The organism is uncultured Microbulbifer sp. (assembly GCF_947498635.1).
In the GTDB taxonomy this organism is placed as follows: domain Bacteria; phylum Pseudomonadota; class Gammaproteobacteria; order Pseudomonadales; family Cellvibrionaceae; genus Microbulbifer; species Microbulbifer echini.
Map to the genome: position 1 here is coordinate 14,945 of NZ_CANMKV010000024.1, position 13,272 is coordinate 28,216.

Genomic DNA, 13,272 nt, shown 5'->3' on the forward strand with positions numbered 1-13,272 from the left:
CTTTTGCCGCGCTGCTAACTCAGGGCCACTGATCTTCCAGGGCCGGGCCTATGGGCTGCGCCTCTTCCACAGGAACACGGCGGTACTGCACCTCACTGGATTCATCGCGGGGGAGCTCGATGGGCTCTAGTGCAGAGCCTCTTCCAAACTCCTCCGCATCGTCACCGCGCAGCTGTTCGCGCAACTGGCGGCGACGCTCACTGCGCTGCTGCGCTTCCCTTGGATCACTACCCCAGCCAGGAGTCATCTGCTCCCGCGGTGCCGCCTCGGAGCGCTCGTTGCCAAAGAGATTACGGAACCAGCGCCAGCGATTCTGTCCCTGACACTCCGGCGCCGGCTGCAGACGGGTTTCATAGGAGAAGGGGATCTCGTAGCCACCGCGGCAATAATCCGGGTCCATGTACTGTCCGCGCGCATTCACCGCTTTGAACTCAACACCACTCGGTGCCTCAACCGGGCCGTGCTGATGGGGCAACTTGCGCATAATCTCTGTCCAAATTGGCAGCGCACCCGTGGAACCGGTCAGGCGGGTGCGCACGTTGTCGTCCCGCCCGAGCCACACCACCGCGGTAACTTCCGGGGAGAAACCAGCAAACCAACTGTCGCGGTTGTTGTTCGTAGTACCCGTTTTGCCGGCAAAGGGCACACTACTGGGCAGGCGTTTGGCCGATCTGCGTCCGGTCCCCTCGCGCATGGCCTGCTCCAGTCCCCAGCGCAAGAGATAGGCCGGCACCGGATCAACACCGCGATTGGTGCGACGGCGAAAGCGCTGAACCCGCTCACCATTGGCGTCAGATACCGCTAACAGAGTGCGCGCCTGTACCGTTTCACCTCCATTGGCAATGGTCTGGTACATGCCCGCCACCTCAAATGGCGTCATCTCCACGGCACCCAGCAGCATGGCTGGTACTCGCGGCAAATTGGTATCCACACCCAGGCGACGGATCGTTTGGCGCACATTCTGCAATCCCAGATCGAGGCCCAAGTGGGCGGTGGCCAAGTTATAGGACTTGGCCAACGCCACATAAAGAGGCACTTGGCCGTGGGCCAGCTTGTCGAAGTTCTGTGGCATCCACACATCGCCATCAGCCTCCTCAATACGTACCGGAGCATCGTCAATCAGAGTGGCCAGATTGTACTCTTCGGGGCGCTCCAGCGCGGTGAGAAAGACCGCCGGTTTGATCAGGGAGCCCACTTGGCGGCGCGCTTCCAGGGCCCGGTTAAAGCCGGGGAAGTCCGGGTCGCGGTCACCCACCATGGCGAGTACCTCACCCGTTCCGTTATCCAATAACACCGTCGCGGCCTGCAAGGTATTCGCCTGGATCTTTCGATCTGTCTCCAGTTTCTGTAGACCGTTGCTGACAGCCTCTTCGGCGAGTTTCTGTACCGAAGGTGCCAGGGTCGTGTAGACACGCAGCCCCGTAGTGCGGAGCTCTTCATAGGAATAATAGGGGCGCAACTCGAACAACAGACGTTCAGTAAAGGCCGGATAGGGATTCTGCGCGGTCACGCCACCTTTCACCACACCTAGTGGCTTGGCAGCGTAGAACTCAAATTGAGCCTGGGTAATTAGCCCCTGCTCACGCATCAGCTCAAGTACCGTATTGCGCCGCTTCAGGGCCCGCTGAGGGTTACGCCAGGGATTGTAATAAGAAGCGCCTTTGGCGAGCCCCACCAACAGAGCCACCTGATGGGGCTCTAGGGTATCTAGGGGCTGCTGGAAGTAAAACTCCGAGGCCAGACCAAAACCGTAGATCCCCCGGGCCCCCTGCTGCCCCAACCACACCTCGTTGATGTACTCCTGCAGGATGTAGCCCTTGTCGTAATGGAGTTCCATCAGCACCGCCATCAGCGCTTCATTGATCTTGCGCTGGAGGCTCGGTTTGTGGTCAAAAAAGATATTCTTGACCAACTGTTGGGTGATTGTTGATCCCCCCTGAACGAATCTTCCGGCTTTGACGTTGGCGACCATAGCGCGGGCTATGCCCCGCAGGGAAATTCCGTGGTGATTGAGAAAATCCTGATCCTCGACCGCAATCAGGGTGTTCGCCACCAGTGGCGGAATATCGTTGAAGCGGACCGGATTGCGGTCATCGCCACCGCCGAGTAGTGAGCCAATATTGGCCGCATCCAGGCGGAACTCTGTGATTCGCTGGCCATCACCATCGCGCAGGTTGTCTATTTCATCATTGCGCAGACGGAAAGTGGCCATCGCCGCGGGTTCGCGGCCATCCGCGTGAATAAAGTCCCGGCGCCAAACCCGGTAACTCATCCCCTCCTGGGTCCAGGAGCCGGGTTCCGTGAGGGTCTTTTGCTTGCGGTAATTGAGGGCGGCAAACTCGCTCGCCAGCTCATCCGGATGCATCGCCATGCCCTCGCGCAAAATCAGGGGGCGCGCAAAAACCCGCGCAGGCAACTGGTACTGACGACTGTCGAGGCGATCGCGCAGCTGTACATCCAGGTAGGCCATGTAGCCAGCGAGGGCGAGCGCAGCTACCAGGGCCAGCAGAAATAGGAATTTTAGCCAGCGATAGCGTCTTTTCGGTTTTGACGCTTTGCTGCGCCGGCGTTTCGTCGAGGCCATATTTAAGTAATTTCCAGCTGCCAACTCAGTACATCTCTCGACAGCGGGAGCACACAGCGTCTCGCCATCTCAGGCAGGACACCAGCAGGTGACAGCTCCGCTGGTATCTTGCCGCAGGCGCCTGAATCGGCACCTTGGGGAACATCCATGCACGGCCATAATCCGGGCCAAAAACCCAGGAATCATGTCACAGGCACAACAGATACCTGTCCGTGGATTGACCGCGGCTGCCTACTATAAGTTCATATTGAGGCATACGACGCCTTTATAAAGGCTGCCCGGTTGAAGTCAAACCCGGCGCCTTGCACTTGCTGTAATCACAGCCATAATGCGGCGGAAATCTGAACAAATCGCCCGAAAAGGATGGATATGCAGCAATATGACCTCTACGGCATTGGCGCCGCCCTGCTGGACACTGAAATCGAGGTATCCGACGGGGACCTGTCGGCCCTCGGTGTTGAAAAGGGAATTATGACCCTAGTGGACGACGCCCGGCAAAAGCAACTGGTAGACGATCTGCAGGATAACCTGATCACCGCCAAGCGCGCTTGTGGCGGCTCCGGCGCTAATACCGTTATCGCCGCCAGCTACTTTGGTCTGCGTACTTTTTACTCCTGTAAGGTCGCTGGCGATGATAATGGTGACTTTTATCGCAACAATCTCACCGCTGCAGGTGTTGACTACCCAGCCACACTTCAGCGGGCCGATGGCGGTACTACCGGCAAATGTCTAGTGCTGATTACTCCCGATGCGGAGCGCAGTATGAATACTTACCTGGGCATCAGCGAACAGCTGTCGGTAACCGAGCTGGACAACGAAGCCCTTACTACTTCCCGCTGGGCCTACATCGAAGGTTATCTGGTCTCTTCCGAGACCGGGCGGAAGGCGGCGATTACTCTGCGTGAACAGGCGCAGCAGGCGGGTGTAAAGACTGCGCTTAGTTTATCGGACCCGGCAATGGTGCAGTTCTTCGGCGAGGGCTTGCGGGAAATGATAGGCGGCGGCGTAGATATGCTGTTTTGCAACCGCGATGAGGCCCTGGGCTTTACCGGCACCGATTCGCTGGATGCCGCCGCCGAGGCCCTGCGCGACTACTGCCGCAGTTTCGCCATCACTCTGGGTGCCGAGGGCGCTCTTTTGTGGGATGGCGCCCAGCATTATCAGGTGGCCAGCCCACAGGTACACGCGATCGACACCAACGGTGCTGGGGACATGTTCGCTGGCGCTTTCCTATACGCGATCAACCGGGATATGGGCTTTGTCGAGGCGGGGGAACTGGCCTGTCGTGCCGCCGCCCAGGTGGTCAGTCAGTACGGGCCGCGCCTGCAGGCGGAGCAGCACTCTGAACTATTAGCTGCGGTTATTTAGGGCCCCAGCAACAAACCGGGGAGCGGCCTATGGTCGCTCATCCTAGAATCCCTGAGCCTCTCCGATGTCCGGCAGCCCCGAGGCTGCAGCAATGCCAAAGCCCTGGGCATAATCCACTCCCATTTGGCAGAGTTTTTCCATCAACTCCGGGCTCTCGACATATTCGGCGATAGTGCTGATCCCCATACGCTTGGCCAAGTGGTCAATGGTGCTGACCATCGCGCTGTCGATTTCGTCTTCCAGCATATTGCGCACAAAACTTCCATCAATTTTGAGGAAGTCCACCGGCAGCTGGCGCAGATAGGCCAGAGAGGAAACGCCCCGGCCGAAGTCGTCCAGAGCAAAACTACAACCGGCAGCGCGCAGCTTGTGAATAAAGATCAGCGCCCGCTCCAGATTATTAATGGCACTGGTTTCGGTGATCTCAAACTGTACCCGAGAGGGCGTCACCCCAGCCTCAGTCATCTCGCCCAGCACAAAGTCTGCAAAGGTGTCATCGCCGAGGCTGATGCCTGAAATATTGATCGCATAGCTTGTTGCAGGAATGCCGATCAGTTGCTCCTGAGCCATATAACAGAACACCCGGCGAATAACCCAGCGGTCCACCTCTTCGATCAGACCATAGCGCTCCGCCGCCGGTAGGAACAGGCCCGGTGATATAACACCACCATCGCGCCCACGCATGCGCACCAGAATCTCGTAGTGATGAATCTGGCGCTCTCCCTTCAGGGAGATCACCGGTTGCCGATAGAGGAGCAACCGATCCTCGCGCAGGGCTGCGTGGATTTCCGCAACCCAGGTCGACTCACGGCGCTTTTCCAGTACTTGGCGCGAATCTCCGAACAGCTTCACCCGATTGCGTCCCTGATCCCTCGCGGAACAGCAGGCATCGTTTGCCGTCGCCAACAGCTGACTGGCATTGGGGGTAAAGCGGTCTACTCCGACCACTCCAATCGATAGCGCCACACGGCTGTCGCTTCCCTGCCAGTGAAAACCGAAGTTCTGTACAGATTCCCTTAGACGCGCCACCACACGTCCCCCCTCTTCCAGAGTGCAATCCCGCAGCAGAATGGCAAACTCGTCACTGCCCACCCGCGCAAATAAATCGGCTCTCGACAATCCGCGCTTTAATAGGGACACCAATTGCACGAGCAATTGATCACCGGCGACAAAACCGAGGGTGTCGTTGATCACTTTGAATTGATAGACGTCCAGATATAGCAGCACATGGTGCTGGCGCTTATCGACACACTGTGACAGCAGGTTTTGCAGCTCACCCTCAAAGTACTGGCGATTGGGTAAACGGGTAAGAGCGTCGTGGCTGGTCTGCCAGCTGAGACGGGTGGATACACGCCGGGCGGCGGAAGTATCCCGCAACACCAGCACATAATTTCTCAGTGTTCCAGCATCCCACAGGGCCATGACCTGCACCGAAACCTCCAGCGGGGGAAGGCTTTCATCCGGCCGCCTGATACTCGCGCGGATCTCTCGCACGCTGGGGACTTCATGGGGGGGGGTATCAGAGATTAACGGCGGTAAAAGCGCCCCTTGGCTGTCACACAACCGCAGCCCCTCATTGACCAACTGGCCGGGCAGAAGCCCCACCAGATCCCCGCTCATCTCACTGACCAGCGGATTGGCATACTGAATAATACCGTGAGAATCCGTGACAATGACTCCGTCGGCAATTTCCCCCAGAGCCGCCTCCGCCGCCTGCAGACTGATCCGCTCACAGGGGGAGAGCTGTGCCTCCAGCTCGGCCAGCTGTCCTAAATATTGGGCAGTTTGAGGATCAAAAAAGGGCACAACCGCACTCCCTGCGGAAACCGGAAGCCGCCCGGAAAGCAGCTACCGGCACGACCCGTTCAGGCGCATCGATGCAGAATATGGGCAAAATCAACATCTTGAACACCCAAAACCGCCGTTTTTATTCAACTCTTCGGCCTCCCGCCAAAACCCCTCTCCAGGATCTTAAGTTGCCTACTCAAAGATTTGCGCGCAAGAAGTTTTTTAATTTCTCATCCTCGAACACTCTCTGCATAGTTGCGCTCAATAGGCTATTTACCCGGCTTTCCACTTCTTCGCGACTGGGTTTAACCAGATTGCGATCTTTACCCGAGGTGCTATACGTACCGAAATAAGTGGCCCGGCCCGCCTTCACTTCCAAATGAATCTCGGCCGAAGTGTCAATCTGGGTGGTGTAGACCTTGCTGGGGCTGTTGTAGGTCAGCTTCACCAATTTCGCCGTAACCTGTACCTCGGGAGCCGAGTCGGTGATACGGAAAGACCAGCGGGCAAAGCCCTCACTCAACCCCGCGGCAATGGCGTCCCCTGCATCATTGGCGATACTCACCTGTGAGGTATCCGCATAGACACCGCCCAGAGAGCCAAGCCCGCCACCGGGTAAGTCATTCATACCACGGACATTGAGGCTGTGCCCCGCCCCAATAGATTCCGGCGCAACCTCGACCTGAGGATACAGTTGAATTTGCAGTGGACTGTGAGCACAGCCCGCCAGTATCAGAGCCCCCACCACCAACAACAATTTTTTCATTTTCTTCTTCCTTCTTTACTTCAATAAAAACTATTCACCCAGCACTGCGATGATGGCGGTGCCGATCTTTTTCAACCGCTTTCAGCCCCATTACCGGTACCTGAACCTGCAAGCTGGTCCCATCGGAGAAGAGGAGACGCAGTGGCAGCGACACCCCTGCATGCAACCGCACGCCGTGAATCATCAGGTGCACCCCACCCGGTGTCATCTGCAGCTGCTCCCCCGGAGCAATAACGAGCTTATCCAGAGGGCGCATACGACTGATGCCATCTTCCAGCCCGGTGGTATGTAAATTGACGGAGCCCCCGTCTATACCGGGAAGCTCTACCGCTGTCAGCTGCAGCAGCTGCTCACCGGTGTTGTGTAAAGATAGATAGGCCGCGCTCATCGGAGCCCCCGGCGGCGTTTCTCGGGCATATCCCGTCACCGACAAAGGCTGAGTAAGTGCGAAAGCGTTCAGGGTGAGCAACAGCACACCCGCAAATATCCCTGTGCGGATCGTCTTTTTATTCACTGGCCCCTCCACTGGGCTGGATAAGAATTAAGCGGGCGGGGCTGCCGATCTTTATATCTCCCCGAACCCGATAACCGGGAACGGCCTCGCGTAACTGCTGGTAAATCCAGCGGCCCGCAGTATCGTTCCCGGCGACAATTATGACGCGTAGCTGCTCACTGCGAACCCTATACGCCACTTGGTGCAGCTGCTCAACCAAGCTTTGCGATCTGGTTTTCAGACCCTCAGCAGGCAGGCCAATAGTCTCCCCCCTGGGCAAATCCAAGTGCGCGCGGCCACGCTCTCGAGCCAACTGTGCATGCACCTCGGCCACCAGGGGATTACCCTGTGCCAACATTTCTGCACGCTGCAGCAGGCGCCCCACCTCAGCAAAAGCACGCCGGCGCAAAGCCTCCCGCGCCCGCTCCACATAGGTGACCACAATCGTCTGGATTCCGGTCTGTGCATGACGATTTCCTGGATCCAGTTGCTGTACCCGCAGGTAGTAGTCATAAGCACTGGCACCGGCGGGTCGAGTGAGATGCCCCTTACCCAGAGCCCGTTCAGCGCGTTTCAGAAAATACGCCACATTATTGCGCCGCACCTGCTCGGCGGATGGTTTGGGCTTTTGCACGACCGGGCTGGGCGGAGGGGGGGCGGGGGCAGGCTTGTTCGAGCCGCAGGCGCCGAGGAAAACCGCCATCAAAAGACAGATTCCAAAGCTGTGAAGGCGTTCAAGTGACGGCAAAGCAATCCCTCGTTGTTGTTTTTTTGTACCACTGGCATCGCTATACTGCTTGCGCAACTGAACCCCCGTCCGGTGCAGCAGTCAAATCATGCGCCCGACTATAATGAATTTTTTCATCTATGGCTGTGATGACCAAAAGTTTCAGAAATAATTTCCTCGCCCTGCTGGCAATCTTGCTATGCCTTTCCGGTATCAATGCATTCGCACAGGTGAATAGCAACCCTTTTACGACTCTCGACGCCCCCCAGGAAAACTCTTTCCTCCCGGTGGAAGAGGCCTACCGACAGGACCTGCTGCTGAGCGGCAAGCAACTCAGCGCCCTGTTTGAAATAGCCCCAAAATACTACCTCTATCGTGACAAACTCGCGCTCTACCGAATTGAAAATGGGCAAAAGACCGCTGTTCCCCTGAGTTTGCCTAGCGGTGAAGTCATCTGGGACGATTACTTTGAAAAAGAGACCGAGGTTTATCGAGGTCAGCTGGAGTTCACAATCCCCGTCGCCGGCAGCCCCAGTAACCTACAGTTGGAACTGCACTACCAAGGCTGTGCCGATGCAGGGCTCTGCTATCCGCCAGAGGTCCGCCACTATCGCGTCAACATGAACTCAAGCAGTATTGAGGCCATCGCGGGCGGCTTATCCAGCTCAACACCGGACACTGGCAACACCTCCCCAAATACTCCTCAGGCCAATGGCAGCAGTATCAGCCTGCCTTTCGCCCTGCTCTTCGCCTTTGTTGGCGGCCTGCTACTCAACTTGATGCCCTGCGTGTTCCCAGTGCTCTCCATCAAACTGTTGGCAGTGAGCCAGTCGGCACATAGTGCCAGCCAGCGCCACCACCACGGCTGGGCCTACACTGCCGGTGTAGTATTGAGCTTTGTCACCATCGCCGCTGTGATGCTGGCTCTGCGCGCAGGCGGTGAGGCAATTGGCTGGGGCTTCCAGCTGCAGTCGCCATGGCTGGTAGCCGCCCTGGCCTACCTGTTCTTCATCATGGGCCTGAGTCTGTCCGGGGTCACCGAGTTCGGCAGCAGCCTGATGGGAATTGGCGGCAACCTGAGCAATAGCCGGGGGCTGCGCGGCTCACTCACTTCCGGCGCCCTCGCCACCCTGGTAGCCAGCCCCTGCACCGCGCCCCTGATGGGCTCAGCCCTGGGCTTCGCGGTAACACAGTCTGCGCCTGTAGCTCTCAGCGTATTCGCCGCTCTCGGCGCAGGTATGGCCGCCCCCTTCCTTTTGCTCACCTATATCCCCGCACTGGTCGATAAGTTGCCGCGCCCGGGGCCCTGGATGGACAGGCTCAAACAGTTACTCGCCTTCCCGATGTACCTGACCGCAGTCTGGCTGCTGTGGGTATTGGGACGCCAAGCTGGTGGCGACGGCGTCACCCTGGTGCTCAGCGGTGCGGTGGCTATCGCCTTCGCCCTGTGGCTATGGCCCAGCCCTCAATGGCAGTGGTTGCGAGGCTCAGTGGCCGTTGCAGCCCTGGCCTTTGCGGTTATGCTCTTGCCGCGTCTCGACACCATCCACCAGGCGCCGCAACAGGCCAGCGACTACTGGCAACCCTACTCTGCCGAACGCCTAGAAACTGCCCGCAGCGAGGGGCGCCCAGTACTCGCTAATATGACTGCGGCCTGGTGTATAACCTGTCTGGCCAACGAGAAGGTGGTGCTATCGAGCGATGCGGTGAGCGATGCCATCGAGCAGCTTGGCGTAGTGGCGCTCAAAGGGGACTGGACCAATCAGGACCCACACATCAGCAAACTGTTGGCGAAGTACGGCCGTACCAGCGTTCCTCTGTACCTGCTCTACCCCGCCAATGGTGGCGAAGCCAAAATTCTGCCGCAGATACTCTCCCGCGAGGCGTTACTGATGGAACTTGAGAGTGCCGCCGGGAGTGGGCTCAGCACCTCCTCTGTTCCCTAAAGGAAACTCCCGCCTTTGTAGCCAATTGCTCGGGTAAAAAAGCCACAATATGGATATATTGCACTAATTTTTAGGCAATTATCGCCGAACTGCCTCTAACTTCGATAAACTGAGCAGCAGGCATGGACAGGGAGTCACTTTTGCGGCACACTCGCCTAAAGCACTCGGGCAAAAAAGCCAAAATTCGAGTTTGCCCGCAAGATAGCCAACTTTAGACCGTATTTTATGGTTTTTCGGCAATTTTCTCAGGGCAAATTATGGCTAAAATTCTTCTCCTGCACGGCCCCAACCTCAATCTACTCGGTAGTCGCGAGCCGCATATTTATGGTGCCGCTACGCTTGCGGAAATTAACGAGGCCGCAGGGCACCAGTGCGACAATGCCGGGCACGAGTTGGAGACTATGCAGAGTAACAGCGAGTCAGCCCTGATCGAGAAAATCCACCTGGCCGCTACCGGCGGGGTGGATTTTATTGTGATCAACCCTGCGGCATTTACCCATACCAGCGTAGCCCTGCGGGATGCCCTGGCCGCCGTTTCCATACCGTTTATCGAACTGCACCTGTCCAATCCCCACGCAAGGGAGACATTCAGGCACCACTCCTATTTATCCGACTTAGCCCGCGGCGTGGTATGTGGCTTCGGCCCACACAGCTACACCCTGGCCCTACAGGCAGCCATACACCAACTGGATCTGGCGCCTCACAACCAATGAATCAAACCTGCGAGTGAAAGAACTATGGATATCCGCAAAATTAAAAAATTAATTGAGCTGCTCGAGGAATCGGATATCGGCGAGCTGGAAATCAAAGAGGGCGAGGAATCCGTGCGCATCAGCCGTGGTGTTAGCAGCGCCCCCCAACCAATTGCCCCGTTTTACGGCGCTCCTGTAGCCCCGGCACCCGTCCCGACACCCCCGATCCAGACTGCAGCCCCGACAGCAGTCGAGAAAGAAGCCAAGCCGGCTATCAGTGGCCACGCGGTAAAATCTCCCATGGTCGGCACCTACTACGCCGCTGCCAGCCCTGGCGCTGAGCCCTTTGTTAAGGTGGGCCAACAAGTCAAAGTGGGCGATGTGGTGTGTATCGTTGAGGCCATGAAAATGATGAACCAAATTGAAGCCGACAAAAGCGGCACCATTGAGTCCATCCTGCTCGAAGACGGCCAACCGGTAGAGTTCGATCAGCCGCTTGTGACCATTGTCTGAGTGGGGTAAGTCACTATGTTCGACAAAATCCTGATCGCCAACCGCGGCGAAATCGCCTTGCGGATTTTGCGCGCCTGTAAAGAGATGGGTATCGCCACCGTCGCGGTGCACTCTCTCGTAGACCGCAACCTGAAGCATGTACGCCTGGCCGATGAATCGGTCTGTATCGGGCCCAATCCCTCTTCGCAAAGTTACCTGAATATACCCGCCCTGATCTCTGCTATGGAGATTACCGATGCGGTAGCTGTGCACCCCGGCTACGGTTTCCTCGCGGAAAATGCCGACTTCGCCGAGCAAGTCCAGAAAAGTGGCTTCACATTTATCGGCCCTGACCCGGATGTCATCCGCCTGATGGGTGACAAGGTATCCGCCATCGCCGCAATGAAAAAGGCCGGCGTCCCCACAGTGCCGGGCTCTGACGGCCCCCTGCCGGACAATAGCGAGCGATGCCTGGAGGTTGGCGAAAAGGTCGGCTACCCAGTGATTATCAAGGCCGCCGCTGGCGGCGGCGGTCGCGGTATGCGTGTAGTTGAGCGCGCTGAAGACCTGATTAACGCCATCGCCGTGACCAAATCCGAGGCTCAGGCCGCCTTCGGTGACGGCACTGTGTATATGGAAAAATTCCTGCAGAACCCCCGCCATGTGGAGATCCAGGTGATGTCCGACGGCCAGGGCAACGCCATTCACCTGGGGGACCGCGACTGCTCCCTGCAGCGCCGCCATCAAAAAGTGCTCGAGGAAGCGCCTGCCCCCGGTATCCCCGCCGAAGTGCGCAAACAGGTACTGGAGTCCTGCGTGCAGGCCTGTATTGATATTGGCTACCGCGGCGCCGGCACTTTTGAGTTCCTCTACGAAGATGAACGCTTCTATTTTATCGAGATGAATACCCGTATCCAGGTGGAGCACCCCGTCACCGAGATGGTCACGGGCGTGGATCTGATTAAAGAGCAGATTCGAGTCTGTGCGGGCGAGAAGCTCTCCCTCACACAGGAAGATATCGTGATTAGAGGGCACGCCTTTGAGTGCCGTATCAATGCGGAAGACCCACAGACCTTCTTCCCCTGCCCCGGCAAAGTGAACAACTTCCACATGCCCGGCGGCCTGGGTGTGCGTGTCGATTCACATCTCTACTCGGGCTATACGGTCCCCCCCAACTACGACTCGATGATTGCCAAGGTCATCACGCATGCCGAGGACCGCGAAACTGCTCTTGCGCGCATGCGCGTAGCCCTTTCAGAGCTGGTTGTGGATGGCATCAAAACCAATATTCCCCTGCAAGAAGAACTCGTTCGGGACGAAGCCTTTGCCAAAGGTGGGGTCAATATTCACTACTTAGAGAAGAAGCTGAGGATTTAGTCCCTCGCCAGCCGGGGCAAAGTTGGAGAGAATTGCACGGTTACGATGAATCCGAGCGCCAGGGATGGCGACAATCATCACAGGAAGGGGCGTTCAGCCCCACAGCTGTTACTCACCGTGGAATTCCTATGCCCTGGTTACAACTTCGCATCGACACAGATCGTGCACAAGCGGAAAAAATCGAAGACGCACTGCTTTTTGCCGGTGCCGTATCCGTTACCCTGCAGGATAACGCAGACCAACCCATTCTTGAGCCCGGCCTCGGCGAGACCCCCCTGTGGGACCAGACACGAGTAACCGGCCTATTCGATGCCGAGGTCGATACTTCAGTAACCGAGGCCAAAGCCGCCTCATTTCTGTGCGAACTACTCCCCAATACCCGCTGGGAGCAGCTTGAAGACAAAGACTGGGAGCGCGAGTGGATGGACCACTACAAACCCATCCAGTGCGGTGACAATCTGTGGATCTGCCCCAGCTGGTGTGAGCCGCCGCATCCCGAAGCCGTCAACCTGTTGCTCGACCCCGGCCTCGCTTTCGGCACTGGTACCCACCCCACCACCTTCCTTTGTCTGCGCTGGTTGGCGCGAGAAGCTCTGCGAGGGAAAAGCGCCATCGACTTTGGCTGTGGCTCCGGCATTCTCGGTATCGGCGCCCTACTGCTCGGTGCGGAACATGCCATAGGCACAGATATTGATCCTCAGGCCCTGCTTGCCAGTCGCGACAACGCAGTGCGCAACGGCATAGATCCGCAACGCTTTCCCGTCTATCTACCCGAGCAAATGCCGCAAGAGCACGCGGATGTGATGTTGGCCAACATCCTTGCCGGCCCCCTAGTGGAGCTCTCTTCACAACTGATTGCCCTCACCAAAATCGGTGGGCGGATCTGTCTATCCGGTATCCTCACCTCCCAAGCAGAACAGGTAAAAAGTGCCTATGCGGAGAATATCGACTTCGATGAAAATGGAGAACACGAGGGCTGGGTGCGTTTAAGCGGCACCCGTATTTGCTAAATACGCTACCCACCACTACGCGGGGACCG

The 13,272-nt window shown here is 57.6% G+C and carries 12 protein-coding genes; 6 read left to right on the forward strand and 6 right to left on the reverse strand.

The genetic code is table 11. The features are described from left to right. Window positions 1–19: 19 nt before the first annotated feature. Entirely contained in the window at window positions 20–2,584 is a 2,565-nt protein-coding gene (gene mrcB, locus Q1A69_RS13190; protein WP_299586082.1) for a penicillin-binding protein 1B, read from the reverse strand. 2 nt (window positions 2,585–2,586) lie between these two features. After that, entirely contained in the window at window positions 2,587–2,733 is a 147-nt protein-coding gene (locus Q1A69_RS13195) for a hypothetical protein (protein WP_299586085.1), read from the reverse strand. Window positions 2,734–2,953: 220 nt separating this feature from the next. On the opposite strand from Q1A69_RS13195, the gene Q1A69_RS13200 reads away from it, so the two are divergent. Continuing rightward, entirely contained in the window at window positions 2,954–3,952 is a 999-nt protein-coding gene (locus Q1A69_RS13200) for an adenosine kinase (RefSeq protein ID WP_299586088.1), read from the forward strand. Window positions 3,953–3,994: 42 nt separating this feature from the next. On the opposite strand, the gene Q1A69_RS13205 is transcribed toward Q1A69_RS13200, so the two are convergent. The 4 genes from Q1A69_RS13205 to Q1A69_RS13220 form a co-directional block, all read right to left on the reverse strand. Beyond that, window positions 3,995–5,758, reverse strand: a complete 1,764-nt coding sequence (locus tag Q1A69_RS13205; protein ID WP_299586091.1) for an EAL domain-containing protein — start codon at window positions 5,756–5,758, stop codon at window positions 3,995–3,997. Between the two features lie 178 nt (window positions 5,759–5,936). Beyond that, complete coding sequence (locus Q1A69_RS13210; RefSeq protein WP_299586095.1) at window positions 5,937–6,506, reverse strand: YajG family lipoprotein; 570 nt, start codon at window positions 6,504–6,506, stop codon at window positions 5,937–5,939. Between the two features lie 34 nt (window positions 6,507–6,540). Beyond that, window positions 6,541–7,020, reverse strand: coding sequence for a copper chaperone PCu(A)C (locus Q1A69_RS13215; RefSeq protein ID WP_299586098.1), 480 nt, complete (start codon window positions 7,018–7,020; stop codon window positions 6,541–6,543). Continuing rightward, window positions 7,013–7,804 carry an N-acetylglucosaminyltransferase gene (locus tag Q1A69_RS13220; RefSeq protein ID WP_299586100.1) on the reverse strand — a complete coding sequence of 264 codons (792 nt, stop codon included), beginning with the start codon at window positions 7,802–7,804 and terminating at the stop codon, window positions 7,013–7,015. Before Q1A69_RS13220 ends, Q1A69_RS13215 begins: the two co-directional genes overlap by 8 nt. A gap of 71 nt (window positions 7,805–7,875) precedes the next feature. Between Q1A69_RS13220 and Q1A69_RS13225 the strand changes: the two genes are divergently transcribed. The 5 genes from Q1A69_RS13225 (at window position 7,876) to prmA (ending at window position 13,243) form a co-directional block, all read left to right on the forward strand. Next, on the forward strand, window positions 7,876–9,672 hold the full coding sequence (locus Q1A69_RS13225) for a protein-disulfide reductase DsbD (protein ID WP_299586102.1): 1,797 nt from the start codon (window positions 7,876–7,878) through the stop codon (window positions 9,670–9,672). A 257-nt stretch (window positions 9,673–9,929) separates the two neighbouring features. Then, entirely contained in the window at window positions 9,930–10,385 is a 456-nt protein-coding gene (gene aroQ / locus Q1A69_RS13230; protein WP_299586104.1) for a type II 3-dehydroquinate dehydratase, read from the forward strand. A 24-nt stretch (window positions 10,386–10,409) separates the two neighbouring features. After that, entirely contained in the window at window positions 10,410–10,877 is a 468-nt protein-coding gene (gene accB, locus Q1A69_RS13235) for an acetyl-CoA carboxylase biotin carboxyl carrier protein (RefSeq protein WP_299586107.1), read from the forward strand. A 15-nt stretch (window positions 10,878–10,892) separates the two neighbouring features. After that, window positions 10,893–12,233, forward strand: a complete 1,341-nt coding sequence (accC, locus tag Q1A69_RS13240) for an acetyl-CoA carboxylase biotin carboxylase subunit (RefSeq protein WP_299586110.1) — start codon at window positions 10,893–10,895, stop codon at window positions 12,231–12,233. A gap of 128 nt (window positions 12,234–12,361) precedes the next feature. After that, window positions 12,362–13,243, forward strand: a complete 882-nt coding sequence (gene prmA / locus Q1A69_RS13245; RefSeq protein ID WP_299586113.1) for a 50S ribosomal protein L11 methyltransferase — start codon at window positions 12,362–12,364, stop codon at window positions 13,241–13,243. Window positions 13,244–13,272 lie beyond the last annotated feature (29 nt).

Coding starts and splice junctions, on each gene's coding strand:
- accB (WP_299586107.1), top strand. CDS start 10,410: ATGGATATCCGCAAAATTAAAAAATTAATTGAGCTGCTCGAGGAATCG.
- Q1A69_RS13210 (WP_299586095.1), bottom strand. CDS start 6,506: ATGAAAAAATTGTTGTTGGTGGTGGGGGCTCTGATACTGGCGGGCTGT.
- Q1A69_RS13225 (WP_299586102.1), top strand. CDS start 7,876: ATGACCAAAAGTTTCAGAAATAATTTCCTCGCCCTGCTGGCAATCTTG.
- mrcB (WP_299586082.1), bottom strand. CDS start 2,584: ATGGCCTCGACGAAACGCCGGCGCAGCAAAGCGTCAAAACCGAAAAGA.
- Q1A69_RS13200 (WP_299586088.1), top strand. CDS start 2,954: ATGCAGCAATATGACCTCTACGGCATTGGCGCCGCCCTGCTGGACACT.
- accC (WP_299586110.1), top strand. CDS start 10,893: ATGTTCGACAAAATCCTGATCGCCAACCGCGGCGAAATCGCCTTGCGG.
- prmA (WP_299586113.1), top strand. CDS start 12,362: ATGCCCTGGTTACAACTTCGCATCGACACAGATCGTGCACAAGCGGAA.
- Q1A69_RS13195 (WP_299586085.1), bottom strand. CDS start 2,733: ATGGATGTTCCCCAAGGTGCCGATTCAGGCGCCTGCGGCAAGATACCA.
- aroQ (WP_299586104.1), top strand. CDS start 9,930: ATGGCTAAAATTCTTCTCCTGCACGGCCCCAACCTCAATCTACTCGGT.